Source organism: Arthrobacter sp. K4-10C (assembly GCF_059090085.1).
In genome coordinates, this window is sequence record NZ_JBNHFI010000011.1 from 164491 (window position 1) to 182474 (window position 17984).

Annotated in this window: 18 protein-coding genes; 4 read left to right on the top strand and 14 right to left on the bottom strand. The window is 67.7% G+C overall.

Annotated elements, in window-relative coordinates; genetic code table 11:
- The first annotated feature begins 180 nt into the window (after positions 1–180).
- Positions 181–603 (top strand): Hsp20/alpha crystallin family protein, encoded by a 423-nt coding sequence (locus AC5RUU_RS16320; RefSeq protein ID WP_493976243.1) that lies wholly within the window; start codon positions 181–183, stop codon positions 601–603.
- 408 nt (positions 604–1011) lie between these two features.
- Here the strand turns inward: AC5RUU_RS16320 and AC5RUU_RS16325 are convergent, their stop codons facing one another.
- From AC5RUU_RS16325 to AC5RUU_RS16350, 6 genes are all read right to left on the bottom strand, one after another.
- The gene (locus AC5RUU_RS16325; RefSeq protein WP_493976244.1) at positions 1012–1953 is read right to left on the bottom strand and encodes an NAD(P)H-hydrate dehydratase; all 942 of its coding nucleotides are present in this window, start codon (positions 1951–1953) and stop codon (positions 1012–1014) included.
- Entirely contained in the window at positions 1922–2698 is a 777-nt protein-coding gene (locus tag AC5RUU_RS16330) for a histidine phosphatase family protein (protein WP_493976245.1), read from the bottom strand. Before AC5RUU_RS16330 ends, AC5RUU_RS16325 begins: the two co-directional genes overlap by 32 nt.
- Before the next feature lie 133 nt (positions 2699–2831).
- Positions 2832–4520: an alkaline phosphatase D family protein gene (locus AC5RUU_RS16335; protein ID WP_493976246.1), complete on the bottom strand. Its 1689-nt coding sequence runs from the start codon at positions 4518–4520 to the stop codon at positions 2832–2834.
- A 129-nt stretch (positions 4521–4649) separates the two neighbouring features.
- Complete coding sequence (locus tag AC5RUU_RS16340) at positions 4650–5771, bottom strand: LCP family protein (RefSeq protein WP_493976247.1); 1122 nt, start codon at positions 5769–5771, stop codon at positions 4650–4652.
- Positions 5772–5801: 30 nt separating this feature from the next.
- A complete protein-coding gene (locus AC5RUU_RS16345) occupies positions 5802–6944 on the bottom strand; it encodes an LCP family protein (protein WP_493976248.1) in 1143 nt (380 codons plus the stop codon).
- A gap of 184 nt (positions 6945–7128) precedes the next feature.
- Positions 7129–7791, bottom strand: coding sequence for an arsenate reductase/protein-tyrosine-phosphatase family protein (locus AC5RUU_RS16350; protein WP_493976249.1), 663 nt, complete (start codon positions 7789–7791; stop codon positions 7129–7131).
- 180 nt (positions 7792–7971) lie between these two features.
- Between AC5RUU_RS16350 and AC5RUU_RS16355 the strand changes: the two genes are divergently transcribed.
- On the top strand, positions 7972–9195 hold the full coding sequence (locus tag AC5RUU_RS16355; protein ID WP_493976250.1) for an FAD-dependent oxidoreductase: 1224 nt from the start codon (positions 7972–7974) through the stop codon (positions 9193–9195).
- Between the two features lie 14 nt (positions 9196–9209).
- Here AC5RUU_RS16355 and AC5RUU_RS16360 read toward each other — a convergent pair whose 3' ends face one another.
- From AC5RUU_RS16360 to AC5RUU_RS16370, 3 genes are all read right to left on the bottom strand, one after another.
- Positions 9210–9821 (bottom strand): DUF305 domain-containing protein, encoded by a 612-nt coding sequence (locus AC5RUU_RS16360; RefSeq protein WP_493976251.1) that lies wholly within the window; start codon positions 9819–9821, stop codon positions 9210–9212.
- Positions 9822–9943: 122 nt separating this feature from the next.
- Positions 9944–12082, bottom strand: coding sequence for a heavy metal translocating P-type ATPase (locus tag AC5RUU_RS16365; RefSeq protein WP_493976252.1), 2139 nt, complete (start codon positions 12080–12082; stop codon positions 9944–9946).
- A gap of 66 nt (positions 12083–12148) precedes the next feature.
- Positions 12149–12478, bottom strand: a complete 330-nt coding sequence (locus AC5RUU_RS16370; protein ID WP_493976253.1) for a heavy-metal-associated domain-containing protein — start codon at positions 12476–12478, stop codon at positions 12149–12151.
- 293 nt (positions 12479–12771) lie between these two features.
- On the opposite strand from AC5RUU_RS16370, the gene AC5RUU_RS16375 reads away from it, so the two are divergent.
- Positions 12772–13452 (top strand): PAS and ANTAR domain-containing protein, encoded by a 681-nt coding sequence (locus tag AC5RUU_RS16375; protein ID WP_493976254.1) that lies wholly within the window; start codon positions 12772–12774, stop codon positions 13450–13452.
- A gap of 136 nt (positions 13453–13588) precedes the next feature.
- Positions 13589–14929, top strand: a complete 1341-nt coding sequence (gene nhaA, locus AC5RUU_RS16380) for a Na+/H+ antiporter NhaA (RefSeq protein WP_493976255.1) — start codon at positions 13589–13591, stop codon at positions 14927–14929.
- Between the two features lie 53 nt (positions 14930–14982).
- On the opposite strand, the gene AC5RUU_RS16385 is transcribed toward nhaA, so the two are convergent.
- The 5 genes from AC5RUU_RS16385 to AC5RUU_RS16405 form a co-directional block, all read right to left on the bottom strand.
- Positions 14983–15246 carry a GlsB/YeaQ/YmgE family stress response membrane protein gene (locus AC5RUU_RS16385; protein WP_493976256.1) on the bottom strand — a complete coding sequence of 88 codons (264 nt, stop codon included), beginning with the start codon at positions 15244–15246 and terminating at the stop codon, positions 14983–14985.
- Positions 15247–15316: 70 nt separating this feature from the next.
- On the bottom strand, positions 15317–15562 hold the full coding sequence (locus AC5RUU_RS16390) for a hypothetical protein (RefSeq protein ID WP_493976257.1): 246 nt from the start codon (positions 15560–15562) through the stop codon (positions 15317–15319).
- Positions 15563–15651: 89 nt separating this feature from the next.
- Positions 15652–15876, bottom strand: coding sequence for a hypothetical protein (locus AC5RUU_RS16395; protein ID WP_493976258.1), 225 nt, complete (start codon positions 15874–15876; stop codon positions 15652–15654).
- A gap of 214 nt (positions 15877–16090) precedes the next feature.
- Positions 16091–16531, bottom strand: coding sequence for an arsenate-mycothiol transferase ArsC (locus tag AC5RUU_RS16400; RefSeq protein ID WP_493976259.1), 441 nt, complete (start codon positions 16529–16531; stop codon positions 16091–16093).
- An 11-nt stretch (positions 16532–16542) separates the two neighbouring features.
- A complete protein-coding gene (locus tag AC5RUU_RS16405; protein ID WP_493976260.1) occupies positions 16543–17934 on the bottom strand; it encodes an FAD-dependent oxidoreductase in 1392 nt (463 codons plus the stop codon).
- Positions 17935–17984: the final 50 nt, after the last annotated feature.

The following is a 17984-nucleotide window of genomic DNA, read 5'->3' on the forward strand; positions in this document are numbered from 1 at the left end:
CTTTCGCGTACCGCGAGGGGCCCCTTCCCCATGCCCCGGGAGGCGGCAAAAAAATTCGAAAATTCCTTGCCGGACCGCTTGCAGATCTCTGTCGTCAGTGCTAAAAAATCTATATCAGCCAATACAGATCGGCTGGTACTCAAAACAAGTGTTGGACCATCTCTTACGAGGAGGGAAGCCATGTTGATGCGAACCGATCCGTTCCGCGAGCTGGACAGGCTGGCCCAGCAGGTCCTCGGAACGGCAGCGCGTCCGGCAGCCATGCCGATGGACGCCTGGCGGGAGGACAAGGAATTCGTCGTGGCCTTCGATCTGCCCGGCGTTGCGGTGGACTCAGTGGATCTGGATGTGGAACGGAATGTCCTGACGGTGCGGGCCGAGCGGCCCGACGTTGCGGGCAAGGACACCGAGTTGATCGCCTCCGAGAGGCCGCGCGGCGTCTTCAGCCGCCAGCTGATCCTCGGCGATACCCTGGATGTGGACAACATTAAGGCAAGCTACGACGCCGGTGTCCTGACGCTGCGGATTCCTGTCGCCGAAAAGGCCCAGCCGCGCAAGATCGAGATCGAAACGAAGGGGGCTAAGCAGGAAATCGCCGCCTAGTTCCCTTGAAGGATCGGGATGTCGGGTATTTCTGTTGACTGCCAGTGTGGGGCGGGTCGCCTTGAAGTGCACGCCACAGCGCCAGACAGCGCATCGGCAGCGTAAACCTGAACTTCCCGATGTGGTGGCCCCCGGCTTGGCCGGGGGTCGTCCTAAGTTACCGGCGGGGATGCCTTGTATTGGCCCGCCTGCCGGTGCTAGAACAGGGTTACCGGGAGGATCCGAACGCGTTGTATCTGCCAGTATTGGGCGGTTTGCCTTTAAGGAACGCCACAGCGCCGGTAGCGCATCGGCAGTTGCGAGTGATCCCCTCCGATACGATGGCCCCCGAGCTTCCAAGCAGGGGGCCATCCCCTTGCGCTGAAATAACTGCCCGAACCAACCTGCAAGGCCAAGCATCCAGCGAAATCAGGTGTTCAGCTCCAGCATGAGCGCGGGCAATTCGTCCGCGAGTTCGCGGGCAAGGAATCCCAGCGGTCCCATCCTGCTGGCCAGCCGGTCGGCGGCCGCGGCGTGAAGATGCGTTCCCCAGCATGCCGCCTGCGCGCTGGTGGTTCCGCGGGCCCTGAGTCCGGCGATCGCACCGGCCAGGACATCCCCGCTTCCCGAGGTCCCGAGTCCGCCGTACCCCGTGGTGATCTTCCACAGTTCCGGTTCCCCGCCGCCACCAGGACGGGGCGGCTGGGCGATGATGCCCTGGCAGCTCACCACTGCGTCGAACTGGCTGGCAATCGCGGCCACGTCGGTTTCCAGGTCGTCGATTTCACGGCCCAGCAGAATCGCCGCTTCCTTCGGATTCGGGGTCAGGATCAGCCGGCCCCGCCAAGGTTCCAGCTGTTCTTCAAGTCTGGCCAGGCCGCCCAGGGCGTAGGCATCAAGGATGACGGCGGCACCACGGCCGTCATCGGCCCTGCCTGACGATTCCTCCCGCTCCAGCAGGGCCCGCAACAGCTCTTCAGCCAGGTCAGGATCGTCAAGGCCCGGTCCCACGAGGATGGCGTCCGCCCGGTCCAGGTACGAGGAGATCCGGTCCAGTCCGCCAGCCTCGATGGATCCGTCGGCGGTCTCGGGCAGGGCGATGGCCCCGCATTCCGGCAGCGCCACCCCCACCTGCACCGCCACGGATTCGGCGACCGCGAGGGTCAGCTTCCCGGCACCGGCGCGGAGGGCGGCAGCTCCGGCGAGCAGGGCAGCACCCGGCGTTACCCGGGCACCGCCGATTACCAGCACCGAACCGCGGGAATACTTGTCCTCACCTGCGGCCGGCAGCGGCCACTCGCGCAGCAGCGACGGCGTGACCAGGACGGGGTCGGCGGCATCACCGCGGGTGGACACTTGTATCCCCTGCATGCTCGGTAACCTCCACGCCCTGCTCGGTGAGGTGGTCGGCCACGTTGAAGCTCTCGAGGGTCCACGGCCCGGCACCCGACGGACGCACGTATTTGGTGATCGAGGCATTCAGCACCGAGTTACTGGCGGCAAGGTCCAGGAGCTCCCGTTCGGACAAGCCCTCCAGCACGTAGCGGAACAGCATGATCACGGCATCGTGGCAGACCAGCATCACCCGGTGCCCGCTGCCCAAGTTGTTCAGTTCGTCCAGAACCGAGCGCAGCCGGAGGGCCACGTCCGCCCAGGATTCCCCACCCGGCGGCCGGTAGTACAGCTTGCCCAGCCAGGTCCGCCGTTCCACCTCGTCCGGGTATCGCTTCTCCACGCCGAGCCGGGTCAGCCGGTCCAGGATGCCCAGTTCACGGTCACGCAGCCGTTCGTCGGTGCGCACCTTCGCCGGCCAGCCAGCCGTTTCCACGGCGATCTCCGCGGTCTGGCGCGCCCGGGCGTAGGGGGAGGACACCACGGCATCAGGGCGGAACTCCTCGGCGATCCGGGCCAGCGCAGTGCCCAGCGCCTTGGCCTGTTCCTGCCCGGTGCCGGAAAGGTTCACGTCGGCGTCTCGGGCGGGCACCTCGATGACCTCGGCCCCCGCCAGCCGCGCCTCGGTGGCGGCCACGTTGCCTTCGCTCTCGCCGTGCCGGATCAGCAGCAGCTCCACCGCCCCGGCTTCCTGTACAGCCTGTGTCAGTCCGTCGTCGTTCAAGAAAGATCACCCCGTCCGCGTTCGGTTCCGAATGGAGGAACACTACCAGCGGCGTACCCACGGGGCCGGGAAAATAACGGACGACGGCGACGGGCCACCGGGGAGCGACCCCCGCCAGCCACGCCCGGGCGGCCTACCCTTCCGGCGTCAGCACCTTGGAGAACACCGTGGCGCCGTTGGCGTTCCGCAGGCTGACCGTGAAGGTTTCGGCATCCAGCTGGACGTGCCCGAAGAACTGGTTCTCGCCGTCGCGCGGTGATTCGCCGGGGAAGCGCCCGGCCTTGGCGAACACCACCTCGGGCCCAAACGTGTCATCCATGGTGTTCGGCCCGAAGGACCCGGCGGCGATGGGCCCGGCTACGAACTCCCAAAACGGGTTGAAATCCGTGAACGCGGCGCGCTCGGGGGAGTAGTGGTGGGCGGCGCAGTAGTGGACGTCCGCGGTCAGCCACACCACGTTCTTGACCCGGTTTCGCTTGAATGCGCTGAGCACGCCGGCGATCTCCAGCTCGCGGCCCAGCGGAGCGCCGGGGTCGCGGTTGGCCAGGCTCTCCTGGTTCACGGCGCCGTCGGGAACGATGATGCCCAGTGGCAGGTCCGCGGCGATCACCTTCCAGGTGGCCTTCGACGCCGACACCTCCCGGATCAGCCAGTCCACCTGCTCCTGGCCCAAGATGTTCGTGGCGTAGGCCTCCTTGCCGTCCGTATTGGGCGACTTGAACGTGCGCATGTCCAGGCAGAAGATGTCCAGCTGCGGGCCGCGGCGGATCTTCCGGTAGATGCGCGCGGGCTGATACTGGCCGGCGTCGTCGAACGTTCCGGGCCGCCATAGCGCAGCACTGTCAGCGATGGGCATGTTCTCCTGCCACGCCTGCCGGCCGCGGGCAGCAAGCGTGTTCACGTCGCGGACCGTGTAGCGGGGGTCCTCCAGGATTTCGCCCGGGTACCAGTTGTTGGTGGTTTCGTGGTCATCCCAGTTGGCGATGACGGGCACGTCCGCGAACATGGCGCGCATGTTGGCGTCCATCGAGTTGTAGCGGTGCCGGCCGCGGAACTCGGTCAGCGTTTCGGCCACCTTGGACACCTCCTCGGTAACCAGGTTCCGCCACACCTGGCCGTCTTTTTCCACCACGGTTTCCGCGAGTGGGCCGTCGGCGTACACGGTGTCGCCGGAGTGGATGAAGAAGTCCGGCCGGGTATGGTGCATGGCCCGGTAGCCGCGCATCCCGCCGATCTCCTCGTTGATGCCCCAGCCCTGCCCGGCGGTGTCGCCGGTCCACACGAAGCTTTGGGCGGACGACGCCGGGACGTCACCGCCGTGGCTCGTGTCGCCGGTGCGCCCCCTGCCGTTGTACGACCCGGCGTCGGGGGCCGTGCGGAAGGTGCCGCGGACCGTCTCACCGGCCGCGCCGCCGTCGTCCTCGAAGCTGATTTCAAGCGCGAACCGCGTGTTGGGCGGCAGGTTGCCCGCGTGGATCTTCGCCGTGAAGTCGGAGGCCTGGGTGGCCCGGGGGCCGCGGAGGGTGCGCTCAAAGGCGCCGCGCCCGCGCAGGATCCCGCCGGCGTCGTTCACGGCGCGCAGGACGGCCGTCATCCGGCCGGCTCCCGACGAGCGGGACCACAGCACTGCCGAATCCGACGTCACGTCGCCGGTGGCGATGCCGCTGGGCAGGGTGAGCCGGTTGCGGACCAGGGCGACGCCGGCGGGGGACCGGGTGGGTGCGGCGTTTGCGGCGGCAGGGACGGAGGTCAGTGCGGCGGCCAGGACGGAGCCCTTGACCATGGTGCGGCGGGAGATGTCAGCGCGGGAGTTCGAAGTCATGCCTTCAGGTTCCCGCCGGCCGGCGGATGGACTGTTTCCCGCGGATGAACTGCCGGCAACCCGGGGCTGAACAGCCGGGTCTTAGCGTCCGTCCCAACCTGGGGCGGCGACTACTGATTCCGGGTCCCCCTAGGGCCTGGCGAACTCAGCGATCCGGCCGTCGCGCAGGGCAGCCCCAACGGCCGCGACGGCGCCGTAGTCGGGGAACAGCACCGACTGCCCGGCCACGAATCCGGCACCGGCAGTAGGCAGCGTCATGGTGCCGATCGCGTTCGCGTCAAGGTTGCGGAGGCTGTAGGCCAGGATGGCGGCCTGCACAGGGTCGAAGCCACGGTCCACCGTGAGGCAGCAGGAGGCGAAGTCCACCAGCCCGCGGACGGCGTTGACGTCGTTCAGCGCCCCGCCCGCGGTAAGCCGGGCCAGGATGGCACGGAGCAGGATCTGCTGGTTCCGGACCCGCTGGAAGTCACCGTCAGCGAACGCGTACCGCTCGCGGGCGAACTCCAGGGCGGACTGCCCGTCCAGGTGGTTCACGCCCGCGGCGAAGACGTGCCCGGTGTCGTGGGTGGACTGGAACGCGATGGGCACGTTCACGTCGATCCCGCCCAGCCCGTCAATCAGGCCCCGGAAACCGTGGAAGTCCAGCATCAGGGTGTGGTCGATGGTGATTCCCAGCAGCGACTGCACTGCCGAGGTCTGCATGTCGATGCCGCCGTACTGCAGGCCGGCGTTGATCTTCGCGCCGCCGAAGCCGGGGATGTCCACCCAGGTGTCGCGGTTGATGGACACAATGTAAAGCGTCCGGCGGTCAGCAGGGACATGGACCACCATCAGGGTGTCGGCGCGGTGGTCGATGGGTTCGCCGGTTGCCGCGGTGTGGGCTGCTGCGTCCCGGGCGCTTGCGCGGCTGTCGCTGCCGATCACCAGCACGTTCATGGGGGCTGCCGGAAGTTCCGGGATAGGCGGTGGCGGCGGGGGTGGGGGAGGCGGTGCCGGCGTTGTTTCCGTGGGCGTTTCCGACGGCGTGGGGCTGGCTGATTCGGTCTGGGCCGCCGCTGGCTGGGCTTCCGATCCGACGCGGTTCAGGCTGACCACCGCCACTACGGCCACGGCCGCGAGCACCAGAGCCAGCAGTGCCGCAATCCAGCGCCGCCGCCCGTGTGCCACCATGCTGCTGTTGCCGGCCGGGTTGGCGCGGGACGGGCCGGAATCCGGGGCGCCGGATGGGTCAGAACCGCCTGGGGTGCTCATGGTGCCTCCGCCTCATCGTGACTGGTGGGATCAGTGTCCGCCCGCCAGCCCCTCGTTGGCTACAAACTTGTCCAAACTGTCATCTGCGAGGGCCCCGGAAATTTTCGCAATGGCACCATGATCGGGCAGGACGATGGACTGGCCGTCGGCAGAGGTGCCGATTCCCTGGGTGGGCAGGGTGAACATCACCATGTCACCGGCCCGCACGTCCCGCAGTTCCAGTGCAAGACGGGCAAGGGTGGCCGCATCCAATCCGCTGTCCACGCTGATGAACGGGGCCATGGCGCTGATGACGTTGTGGACCTTCACAGGGTTGAGGAGGGTTTCCGCGCTCAGGTTCCTTGCCAGCAGTGCCTGAACGAATGCCTGCTGGTTGCGCACCCGCTGGTAGTCGCCGTCGGCATACGCGTAGCGCTCACGGACGAAATCAAGGGCACCTTTCCCGTCCAGCAGGGTGGGTCCCTCGGCGTAGGCGCGGTCGCTGTGGATGGACACGAAGGGCTGGGTGACGTTGACCTCCACCCCGCCCAGCGCGTCGGTCAGGCCCACGAAACCCTCGAAGTCGATCATGGCCACGTGGTCGATCCGCTGGTTGAACAGCGACTCCACCGTCTGCACCATCAGCGGCACGCCCCCGTACGCCAGGGCAGCGTTGATCTTGGCCTGGCCGTGGTCCGGGATGCTGATCCACAGGTCCCGCATGAGGGAGATGGAGAAGATCCTTGAGCGGTCCGCCGGGACGTGGACCAGCATGAGGGTATCCGCCCGCTGGTTGGAGTTGCTTCCGGACAGCGCCTCGCCGGACGTGGCTCCGCGGCTGTCGGTGCCCATCACCAGGATGTTCACGGAGGTGCCGTGCCCGGCGTCGTTCGTTCGTGCCGCTGCCGCGCCCGCTCCCGGAACGCTGCCCGAGCCTCCGGCCGCCCCTCCAGGGTCCGCCGCCCGGGCCCTGGGCTTGGGCCGCGTGGACTCCGCCGGGAAGGCGTTGTCGATGGTGGTGGTTTGGGAATCGTAGATCTGGCCCAGGTTGAACAGGTATGCGCCGGCCGACGCGGGCACCAGGACCGCCACCGCCAGGAGCACCAGAAGAACTACCCGCAGGGGATGCCGGCGCTTTTGGGGATTCGCGACGCCGGACGGCAGGGTGCTCGGGTAGTTCGGCTGGGTGCCCATTGCGGAAAATTAGCACCGGCAAAATGGCGCTACAGCGGGGGAATCCGCAGAAAAACCGCAGGGTAGTCCGCAGCCTTTGCAGTGCGGTACGCCGCCGAATGTACGGCAGGTTTACGACGGCGGCGCCGGGGCCCGGACCCGCAGGTCACCGCAGTCATGGGAACGGTGCCGGGCCGCCGGAACGCTACAGCGTATTGGACGCTTCCCGGCGATCGGGGGAGTTCAGCCGGGCGTGGCGCAGGATGGACACGATGGCCGGGGCGAGCTCATCCTCCATCTGCCGGTACACCTCCGGGGCGCGCCGGTAGGGGTCGATGACGTCGTTGTCGGCGGCGTCCGCGGGCAACGCGAGGTGGCGCACCCCGGCCGCCCGGGCAGGGAGGCTGCGCCAGAAGGCGGCGTTGGCAGCAAGGGGATCGCCGCCGTCGGGCACGTCGGCAGCGGCGACGGGAGCCTGGGAGGAGGCCGCCCGCTCGTCCAGCACGTTGAGCATGCGGGCGAACTCACGGATGGTGAAGGTGCGCTTCAGCAGCGACGCATCCAGCTGCAGCACCTCGCCCCGGTGGCCCGAGGTCATGGTGAGCACCAGGTCCACGCCGCGCAGGATTTTCGGCGTGAGCTGGCGGGCCGCGAAGCCGTCCGGGTTGCCGCCGAAGGTGCGCACGATGTCCGCGGAGATGGGCTGGATGGGGTCGCCCACCATTGCCCGGGTCCCGGCGCTGGACACCTGGAAACCGCCCGGCAGCACCTGGTCGAGCCCTGCCTGCAGCAGCCGCTCGGCCACAGGGGAGCGGCAGATGTTGCCGGTGCAGACGGTCAGGATGCGTACCGGTGCGGATGTGTCCAAGGAGATGTCTCTTTTCCCAGCTGGTGACGGACCGTTCAGCCCGTGCCTTTCAACTTAACACGCAACACCCGGACGCTCTCTCACTTATGGCGGCCTTTCCCTGGACGCTCTCACTACCAATACGGTTACACTCCCGCCACGATGGAAGCAGGCCGGCCGGCGGAGAACAGGGAGGACGACATGACCGGAGAAGCCCGTCCCGAACGCGATTGTGTAATTGCCGGCGGTGGACCGGCGGGCATGGTGCTCGGGTACCTGCTCGCCCGCGCCGGCCTGCGGGTCACCGTGCTGGAAAAGCACGCGGACTTCTTCCGTGACTTCCGCGGCGACACCGTTCATCCCTCCACCGTGACACTGCTGGGGGAACTCGGGCTGCGCCGGAAGTTCCTGCAGCTGCCGCTCACGCGGCTGTCCACGATGGATGCCGTGGTGGACGGCCAGCGCTTCACCCTCGTCGACTTCCGCACCCTCCCGGGTCCCGACAACTTCCTGGTCCTGGCCCCGCAGTGGGATTTCCTGGACTTCCTTGCCCGTGAGGCCGCGGCCTACCCCAACTTTGAGCTGCTCATGGACACAGAGGCCACCGGACTCATAATGGAGCGGGACCAGGTGCGGGGCGTCTTGGCGTCGGCGCCCGACGGCGGACGTGAGTTCCGTGCGACGCTGACCGTAGCTGCCGACGGGCGTGCGTCGGTGCTCCGTGCAGCGGCGGGTTTGACCCCGGATGAACACGGTGTGCCTATTGACGTGCTCTGGTTCGGCCTTCCCAAACCACCCGAGCCGCCGCCCGCCACCCTTGGGTACATCTCATCCCGGGGTATGGTGCTGACGATTGACCGCGGAGACAGGTACCAATCGGGAATGGTCATCGCCAAGGGCGGTTTCGATGACCTGGAAAAGGCGGGGCTCGGCGCACTCCGAGAACGTATAACTTACGCGGCGCCCGTGCTGCGGCCGGTGGTCAACGCCCTGGAGGGATGGGATCAGGTCAAGCTCCTCTCCGTCCAGATCAACCGGCTCCGGCGCTGGCACCGTCCCGGGTTTATCGCGATCGGAGATGCCGCTCATGCGATGTCCCCCATGTTCGGCGTCGGCGTGAATTTTGCGATCCAGGACGCCGTCGCACTGGCGAACGCCATTGCGGAAGACCTCGCCGCCGGAACAGCACCGGCTGAGAAGCTCGCAGGCGTCCAGCGCCGGCGCGAGATGCCGGTGAAGTTAACACAGCGGCTTCAGCGCGCCGGACACCGGGCTCTCGCCAGGGCAACCAACGGCGGCCGCGTTGCGCCCCGGTGGCTCCCTCGGGTTCTCCGGGTTGCCTCACCGTTACTGCGCCGCATCACCGCCCGGTTTGTCGGTATCGGAATCCGCCCCGAGCACGTCAGCCGCTACTTCAGCCGGTGATCCGGCGGGCAGGGTTAGAGTCCGGCGGACAGCTCCTTCATCTCGGTGATCTCGGCTTCCTGGGCGGCGACAATCTCCCGAGCCAGCTGGACGGACTCCGGATGCTTGCCCGCGCCCAGCTCCTGTTTGGCCATGTCGATGGCGCCCTCGTGGTGCCCGATCATCTGCTCCAGGAACAGCCGGGCGGCCTCGCTTCCCTGGGAGGCCTTGAGCTTGTTGATCCCCTCCTCGTCCACCATGCCACCCATGGCGTGTCCGGAGTGGCCTGACGACGCGCTGGGCGCATTCCAGCTTGCAAGCCACCCTGTCATGGTCTCGATCTCGGGTGCCTGGGCGTCCTTGATCCTGGTGGCCAGAGCGGTGACGTCCGCAGGAACACCGGGCTTCGCGAGGACGATGTCGCTCATCTCAACGGCCTGGGCGTGGTGCGGAATCATCATCTGGGCGAAAGTGACGTCGGCATCGTTGTGGTCTGCCGACGCCGCTGCCGACGTGGCCGGTGCAGATGCAGTACTGGGGCTGGCATGGCCGCTATGCCCGTTCGCAGGCGCAGAGCTGGACGCGCACCCCGCCAGGCCAACCGCGGCAGCCAGGACAGCGGTAACAGTAACTGCAGAAAACTTCATGGGGAAATCCTTCCAGGGAGAGAGGGTTGCAGTGAAAGGCGCCATACGTGAGAGAGGGTTGCAGGGAAAGGCGCCATACGTGAGAGAGGGTTGCAGGGAAACGCGCCAAAGGTGGGAGAGCGTTAGGGGGTGAGGTTTAGGCGGCGCAGCAGCTGGGCGTTCAGCGCCACCACAATCGTAGATGCGGACATCAGCACGGCTCCCGCAGCGGGCGAGAGGACAATGCCGGCAAATGCCAGGACACCGGCGGCCAGGGGCACGGACAGGACGTTGTAGCCCGTGGCCCACACCAGGTTTTGCCACATCTTCCGGTAGCTGGCCCGCGACAGGTCCACCATGGACAGGACGGCCCGGGGGTCGTTCCCGGCCAGCACCACGCCGGCGGACTCCATGGCCACATCGGTCCCGGCGCCGATCGCGATGCCCACCTCGGCGCGGGCCAGGGCCGGGGAATCGTTGACGCCGTCACCCACCATGGCCACTTTCAGCCCGCGGGCCTGGAGTTCGGCCACCTTCTTGTCCTTATCCACCGGCAGGACCTCGGCGAACACCTCATCGATCCGGAGGTCCGCCGCCACGGCCCGGGCCACCTGCCGCGCGTCGCCGGTGACCATGGCCACCTTGACGCCCCGCCCCTGCAGGGCCGCCACTGCCTGCCGGGATTCCGGCCGCACCGCGTCCTCCAGGCTGACCGCACCCAGGACGCGGACGCCGTCGAGCACGTGCAGGACTGCGGCACCCCGGTCCACCCAGGCGCGGGTCGCCTCAGCCAAGCCGGAGGGTTCGACGGCGCCAAGCTCGCGCAGGAGCGCGGGCCCGCCAACGTGCAGCGTGCGTCCGTCCACACTTGCCCGCACGCCGCGCCCGGGCAGTGCGGTGAACGAGCCCGCGGCCGGCAGCGCCAAGTTCCGTTCCCGGGCCGCGCGGACGATGGCCCGCGCCACGGGGTGCTCGCTGTCCGATTCGACGGCGGCAGCCAGGGCCAGCAGGTCATCGGCATCAACGCCTTCGGCGACCGCCACGTCTTTCAGTTCCGGTTCACCGGTGGTGAGCGTTCCGGTCTTGTCGAAGAGGACAACGTCAATGGTCCGCATGCGCTCCAGGGCCATCCGGTTCTTGATCAGCACGCCGGCGCGGGCGGCCTGCTCGGTGGAGATGGCGATGACCAGGGGGATGGCCAGGCCCAGGGCGTGCGGGCAGGCGATCACCAGCACTGTCACGGTCCGGGTGACCGCCTCCGGGACGCTGCCCAGCAACGTCCAGGCGATAAAGGTCAGGGCACCGGCCGCGGCGGCGAAGTAGAAAAGGAAAGCCGCGGCGCGGTCCGCCAGCGCCTGCGCCCGCGAGGACGAGGCCTGGGCTTCCGCCACGAGCCGCTGGATTCCGGCCAGCGCCGTGTCATCACCCACGGCCGTGACCCTGACGCGGACGCTGCTGTCCGTGGCAACAGTTCCGGCCACCACCTGGTCGCCCGGGCCGCGCGGAACGGTCCTGGACTCGCCGGTGATCATGGATTCATCGAACTCGGCCTGCCCGTCCACCACTGTCCCGTCGGCGGGCAGCCGGGCGCCGGGCCGGACCAGGACCAGGTCGTCCGGCCGGAGTTCGGAGACTGGCACCGTTTCGGTACCGCTGTCCGTGACGCGCTCGGCCTCGTCGGGCAGCAGCGCCGCGAGGGCATCCAATGCACCCTGCGCCGAACCCAGCGCCCGCATCTCGATCCAGTGGCCCAGCAGCATGATGGCCACCAGCAACGCGAGCTCCCACCAGAAGTCCAGGTCGAAGCCGCCCAGGCCCAGGCTGGTGATCCACGAGGCCGCGAACGCCACGGTAATGGCCATGGCGATCAGCAACATCATGCCCGGCCGCCGGTCCCTCAGCTCCTGCAGCCCGCCCCTGAGGAACGGCTGCCCGCCGTACAGGAAAATGACGGTTCCCAGGACGGGCGGGATCCAGGCGGAGCCGGGGAACATGGGCGCCATGTAGCCCAGGATGTGTCCCACCATTGGGCTGAAGTAGACCACCGGAACGGACAGCACCAGGGTGAGCCGGAACCGGTTCTTGAACATCGCGGTGCTGTGCCCGGCATGCTGGCCGGACGTGTGCACGGTATGGTCATCACCGCCGTGGTCCTGGTGGGCCGCCTGGTGGTGCCCGTGCGCGGTGGGTCCGGCGGGGGGAGCAGGGTGACGGGTGAGGGTCCCGCCCGCCTCGCTGCCGTCGTCGTGATGGTGTGTGGGGTGATGCGTGTGGTCATGCATGGTTTGCTCCTTGGAGGGCTGCCGTTGCGCCCGGCGGCCTTAGCCACGGACGGTCAGCGCGGAAGGTCAGTGTGCGGCCAGGGAATACCCGGCGGTGGTGACGACCGTGCGGACGGCCTCCTCGGAGGCATCGCCGGCGACGGTGAGGCGGGAACGCCCGCCCGGGACCAGGTCTACGGACGCCGATTCAACGCCGTCCAGGGCGGCTACGGCCGTTTCCACAGTCATGACGCAGTGCCCGCAGGTGAGGCCTTCGACGGCGAACTCGCGCTGGGCAGGCGGCTCAGCGGAATGCGCGACGGCGGCTGTCGTCTTGAGTGCGTGGGCTGCGGGGGAGCAGCAGCCGCAGCCGCTGGAGGAGGCCAGGGGGAGCGCTGTGCGTTGTTCGGGGTTCATGTCAGTTCCATTCCTTGACGAAGGATGAGTCCTTGGTAGGTAGGGTGCTGGGGTTGAACGGCTGTGAAGGCGGTGGCACCGCCGGGACATACCACTTCACTGACAACGCCTTGAATATACCCCCAGGGGGTATGCTAGTCAAGGCGCTGGTGGGGGCTGGCCCTAAGGCCCCATGCTCCGGCGAGGGGCCCTCCGCCCTACCCGCGGGCGTTCCAGCCGGGCCATACTGGTAGTAGCGCCCTGGGAGTACTTCGCCTGCTGGGTGCACTGGATGCTACATGGAGGTGGCCCCTGTGACGACGGACCTGAACGGCCCTTATACGTTTTCGAGCGCCCTGGGCGACAACGAATGCGTCGCCGGGACTTTCCATGTGGATGTGCATGGGGACGGGTGGAAGCTGCACTGGTCGGACGGCATGTTCCAGCTGCACGGGTACCGGCGGGGGGATGTGGTTCCCACGCTTGAACTGCTGTACACGCACAAGCATCCCGAGGACAGGCCCAAGTGCGAGGCCATCGTGGCACAGGTGATGCAGACGGGCGGCTACTTCGCGATGTACCACCGGATCATTGACGCCAAAGGACGCACCCGGCGGGTCCTGACGTCGGGCGAGGGCATCATGGACGACGCCGGCAAGGTCACGGTCATGGAGGGCGTGATGGTGGACCTCACCACCACCCTGCAGCGTGAGACGGAGCAGACCGCCCGGGACGCCGTCGCGGGTGCCACCTCCACCCGCAGCGTGGTGGACCAGGCCCGCGGCATCCTGATGGGCCAGCTGAAAATGGGCGCTGACGACGCCTTCAAAATGCTGGTCAGCACCAGCAGCCACCGGAACGTCAAACTGGTGGCGGTGGCCGCGGAGCTGGTTCAGTTGGCAAATTCTTCGGAGGCCCGGAACTACCTTGACCACGCAGTCAAAGCCATTGCATCCGAAGGCCGGCCGGGTGCGTCCCGGCGCCGGGCGGGGTAACGAGGGGTTTCAAGGCGGTCCGGCTGGGCGGGGAGATTTTTTTGGCGCCGGCCGTGGTGCCCTAGAATGGATTGGAGGTGCGCCGGGAAGTCTGGTCGGCAGTAATTTTGTCGAGCCCGGACGTTAGGACACCTTCATGAACTCAACCCCGCCATCCAGGCCGCGCGGATCCACGGTCTTCGCCCGGGGCTCATACTCCGAGGCACTGCGCATCGGCGAAATCCTCCGCAAGGAAACCGTTGGCGGCGCCCTACTGGTGGCAGCGGCAATCATCGCCCTGATCTGGGCCAACTCCCCGGCGTCGGACAGCTATTTCGCGCTCCGCGACTTCAAGGTGGGCTACGAGCCCTGGCACCTGGACCTGAGCCTGGGCGCCTGGGCTGCTGACGGGCTGCTGGCCATCTTCTTCTTCCTGGTTGGCCTGGAACTCAAGCGCGAATTCGTGGCCGGCGATCTGCGGCAGGTCAGCAAGTCGATCGTCCCGGTGGCCGCCGCAGTGGGAGGCGTGGTTGTCCCGGCGGTGATCTACGCCGTCGTCAATCTGGCCAGCCCTGAAACGGTGCGCGGTTGGGCCATCCCCACCGCTACGGATATTGCGTTCGCTGTTGCCGTCCTGGCCATCATCGGCTCCCACCTGCCCAGCGCGCTGCGGATCTTCCTGCTCACCCTGGCGGTGGTGGATGACCTGATCGCCATCAGCATCATCGCGTTCTTCTACTCCAGTGACATCCAGGTCACGCCGCTGCTGCTGGCCCTGGTTCCGTTGGCGGCCTACACCTTCCTGGCGCAGAAGTACCGCCACTTTTTCGGCCGGAAAGCCGCAGCGGCCTGGCTCATCCTGCTGCCGCTGGGTGTGGTCACCTGGGCGCTCGTCCATGCTTCGGGCATCCACGCCACCGTGGCGGGAGTCCTGCTTGGCTTTGCCGTGCCGGTGATCCGGTCAAAGGCCGGCGGCGGCCCCGAGGCGGGGCCCGGGCTGGCGGAGATCTTCGAGCACCGGTTCCGGCCGATCTCCGCCGGCATCGCCGTCCCGATCTTCGCGTTTTTCTCAGCCGGGGTTGCGGTGGGCGGCTGGGACGGACTGGTCTCCGCGCTGGCCGATCCCGTGGCGCTCGGCATCATCTTGGGCCTGGTCCTCGGCAAGCCGATCGGCATCCTGGGCACCACGTGGGTCCTGACGAAAGCCACCAAGGCAACCCTGGACAGCTCCTTCAAGTGGATCGATGTCTTTGGCGTGGCACTCCTGGCCGGCATCGGCTTCACGGTGTCCCTGCTGGTGGCCGAGCTCAGCTTTGGCCACGGCAGCCTGCACGACGACCACGCCAAGGTGGGAATCCTCGCCGCATCCCTGCTGGCCGCACTGCTGGCCACCCTGGTGCTGCGGGCCAGGAACCGGCAGTACCGGCAGGCCGAGGAACTGGAGACGGTGGACGCGGACCACGACGGCATCCCGGACGTCTACCAAGAGCGGGCATAGGGCAGTCCGACGGCGGCACTAAGCTAAGTGCCGCCGTCGGGATCTGTCCAGGGTCAGCGGCGTACGGACCGCCGGCGTCCGGCGATTGCCTCGGCGGTGCCCACCAGGAGCACCGAGGCGATGACGGCCACAATGAAGCCCAGGAAGTTCAGCTCGAAGATGTCGCCCGTTCCCAGCAGCGACGCAACCACTCCGCCGATCACTGAGCCGGCAAGGCCCAGCAGCAGGGTGGCGAGCAGGCCGAGGTTCTGCTTCCCCGGCTTAATGAGACGGGCAAGCGCGCCGATGATCAGCCCGGCAACGATGAATCCAATCATGGTGTACTCCTTCGTCGTGGTGTCTGCCCCAACAGCATTCCACGACTGACCCTACCCCTGCCGCCGGAGGTTATGCAGGCTCCAGCCGGTTGCGCGCTTGGGCGGGCTCCTCCGCCGGCTCTTCCACATGCCGGATCTCCAGGGCTTCGGGGTCCAGCAGCTTGCGGGTGCCGGTCCTCGCGTCCAGTATCCAGAACAGTTCCAGGGCCGGTACGACGCCGGTCACCCGGCCCCGGTGGAACAGCCTGCCCCTGTGCCACGCCTCGATGTTGTCTCCAATACGGAGTTGGGCGGTACGTACTCCTTGTGCCTCCATGCTGGGCTGCCTCCTGCTGTTGTGTCCCCGTAGGCACAGCTTGCCGTGGCCAGGTTGCCGCGGTGTTTCGGCAGGATGTTTTTTCCGTGTCAGCCGTGATCTGAGCGCTGGAGGCTCAGCATATGCATCAGCAAAGCGCGCTGCGGCTGGCCGGGGTTGGCGCTGACATGCCATCGGAGCGAGCTGCGGGCTTCCGCCTCGCAGGCGGCGGTTCCGTTCAGGATTTCGTCGATGATCTCAAGGACCTGCAGCTGGAGTTCCAAGTGGGCCATGTCGGCGCGAACGCTGCGGGGGAGCTTCCGGTTTCCGTGCATGGGTGCCGCCTTCGCGCCGTCTGCTCTCCGGTGGGGGAGTCATACTGCCGGTTCCCAGCCCGCCGAATGGATATGCTAAGTGTACTTATCACACTCCGTCGGGCAAGGGCTTTGGGGATTGTCTGCGGTTATCCCGGGGAACGGCACACGACAATTGTGGTCCTGGCGCCTAGCCCTGCCAAGGGGCAGTGGCGGACCATTCCGCCAGAGGATGTCAGGAAGACGTCAGGTCGCCGTGGAGCTTCCGGACGCGCCACCGGATGTCGTCCCGCACAAGGCGCATCCGTTCCATGCCGTCGATGCCGCGTTCCGAGGGCTCGTCCGTTTCCCAGACTTCAAAGCGGGTGCCCTCGCGCGGCTCGAGCTTGGCCTCGTTGCCGAGGACCACGAGGAGGTTCACGGCCTCAAGGACATCCTCGCTGACGGGCTTGGGGTACTCGCCCTGCACGCTGATATCCAGCTCGGCCAGTGATTCCACTGCGAGCGGGTTGAGGTCCTTCCCGGGCTTGGTTCCGGCGGAGTAGACGTCAATGCTGCTGCCCGCCAGTTGGCGCATCAGCCCGGCTGCAAGCTGTGACTTGCCGCCGTTCTTGCTGCAGACGAACAGGACGGCAGGCTTATTGTCACCTGCAGGAGTGCGGGCAGTGTGGGTCATGGTTTTTCCTTTCAGTTGCCGGCGGAGCGGCCGTGGGCCAGGCCGGTGGGGAAGCCGACCAGGACGGGCTGGGGTGCCGCGCAGCAGCCGGACTCCCCGCTGCCGTCCACGCCGCCAGCAGCGGTCTGCACGGCCGGCGCATCGCAGCTGGTGCCGGCATCGGTGGAGCAGACGCCGGTTTCCGGCAGTTCGAGCTGCACGCTTTCCGCTGCTTCGCGGTCTCCTGCCAGGGCGGCGGCAACCGAGCGGACCTGCTCGTAGCCGGTGGCCAGCAGGAACGTGGGGGCCCGGCCGTAGGATTTCATGCCGACGATGTAGAAGTCCCTGTCCGGGTGCGCCAGGACCTTGGCGCCGTGCGGGGGAACAGTGCCGCAGGAGTGGAACTCCGGGTCGATCAGCGGGCCGAGTTCCACCGGCGCCTCCACTGCGGGGTCGAGGTTGAGCCGAAGTTCACGCAGCATGTCCAGGTTGGGCCGGAAGCCGGTGCAGGGCACCACGGCATCGGCCTCCAGGGTGCGGCCGTCCACGGCGCCGACGGTGACGGAGGACTCCAGGGATTTGAAGGAGCTGATGCCGAAACCGGTGTGCAGTTCGATCTGTCCGGCCTCCACCAGCCGCCGGAGCCGGGCGCCGAGCTGGCCGCGTGCCGGCAGCCCGTCAGCGTCCCCGCCGCCGTAGACCTTTGAGGCCGAGGCACCCCGGATGGTCCAGAGGATCCGGGTGTCCGGTTCCTCCCTGGCGAGCGCTGCCAGGTTAAGGAGGGTATTTGCTGCCGAGTGGCCGGCGCCGACCACCAGGACGCGCTTGCCCGCGAAGGCAGCGCGGTCCCGGCCCAGGACGTCGGGCAACGGCGACGAGATCCGGGCCGCGGCCGCTTCCTCGCCGATCGCCGGCAGCCCTGACGTTCCCAGCGGGTTGCGGGTGGACCAGGTGCCGGAGGCATCGATCACCGCAGCCACGGTGTGGTCCCGGATTTCACCGTTCGAGTGCCGTACCCGGACGGTGAAGGGAGTGGTGTCCCGGTGCCGGACATGGGTCTTGTCCATGCCCTGCCGGGTTACTGCCAGCACCCGGGCGCCGGTTTCCAGCCGGGTGGCTATCGCCGGCAGTGCGGCCAGTGGAGCGAGGTAGTTGTCGATGAGCTCGCCGCCGAATGGCAGGGCGGTGGGCCGGGGTGCTTTCCAGCCGGCTGCCTCGAGGAGCCGGACGGCGGCGGCGTCAATGTTGAACCGCCATGGCGAGAACAGGCGGATGTGGCGCCACTGCCCAACAGCAGCACCCGGCGTCGTGCCTGCCTCGAAGACGAGCGGCTCCAGGCCGCGCTCCAGCAGGTGCGCCGCGGCGGCAAGCCCCACCGGTCCGGCGCCGATCACGGCGACGGGAAGGGTTGTGGCTTTATCCATCGGGTTCTGCTTTCATCTGCTGCTACCTAGTTGGGCGGGGAGCGGGGGAC

Excerpts from the sequence above, each read along its gene's own strand:
- AC5RUU_RS16395 (WP_493976258.1), bottom strand. The coding sequence starts at position 15,876 with ATGCACGGAAACCGGAAGCTCCCCCGCAGCGTTCGCGCCGACATGGCC.
- AC5RUU_RS16335 (WP_493976246.1), bottom strand. The coding sequence starts at position 4,520 with ATGACTTCGAACTCCCGCGCTGACATCTCCCGCCGCACCATGGTCAAG.
- AC5RUU_RS16325 (WP_493976244.1), bottom strand. The coding sequence starts at position 1,953 with ATGCAGGGGATACAAGTGTCCACCCGCGGTGATGCCGCCGACCCCGTC.
- AC5RUU_RS16355 (WP_493976250.1), top strand. The coding sequence starts at position 7,972 with ATGACCGGAGAAGCCCGTCCCGAACGCGATTGTGTAATTGCCGGCGGT.
- AC5RUU_RS16405 (WP_493976260.1), bottom strand. The coding sequence starts at position 17,934 with ATGGATAAAGCCACAACCCTTCCCGTCGCCGTGATCGGCGCCGGACCG.
- AC5RUU_RS16390 (WP_493976257.1), bottom strand. The coding sequence starts at position 15,562 with ATGGAGGCACAAGGAGTACGTACCGCCCAACTCCGTATTGGAGACAAC.
- AC5RUU_RS16360 (WP_493976251.1), bottom strand. The coding sequence starts at position 9,821 with ATGAAGTTTTCTGCAGTTACTGTTACCGCTGTCCTGGCTGCCGCGGTT.
- nhaA (WP_493976255.1), top strand. The coding sequence starts at position 13,589 with ATGAACTCAACCCCGCCATCCAGGCCGCGCGGATCCACGGTCTTCGCC.
- AC5RUU_RS16370 (WP_493976253.1), bottom strand. The coding sequence starts at position 12,478 with ATGAACCCCGAACAACGCACAGCGCTCCCCCTGGCCTCCTCCAGCGGC.
- AC5RUU_RS16320 (WP_493976243.1), top strand. The coding sequence starts at position 181 with ATGTTGATGCGAACCGATCCGTTCCGCGAGCTGGACAGGCTGGCCCAG.
- AC5RUU_RS16340 (WP_493976247.1), bottom strand. The coding sequence starts at position 5,771 with ATGAGCACCCCAGGCGGTTCTGACCCATCCGGCGCCCCGGATTCCGGC.
- AC5RUU_RS16400 (WP_493976259.1), bottom strand. The coding sequence starts at position 16,531 with ATGACCCACACTGCCCGCACTCCTGCAGGTGACAATAAGCCTGCCGTC.
- AC5RUU_RS16345 (WP_493976248.1), bottom strand. The coding sequence starts at position 6,944 with ATGGGCACCCAGCCGAACTACCCGAGCACCCTGCCGTCCGGCGTCGCG.
- AC5RUU_RS16365 (WP_493976252.1), bottom strand. The coding sequence starts at position 12,082 with ATGCATGACCACACGCATCACCCCACACACCATCACGACGACGGCAGC.
- AC5RUU_RS16385 (WP_493976256.1), bottom strand. The coding sequence starts at position 15,246 with ATGATTGGATTCATCGTTGCCGGGCTGATCATCGGCGCGCTTGCCCGT.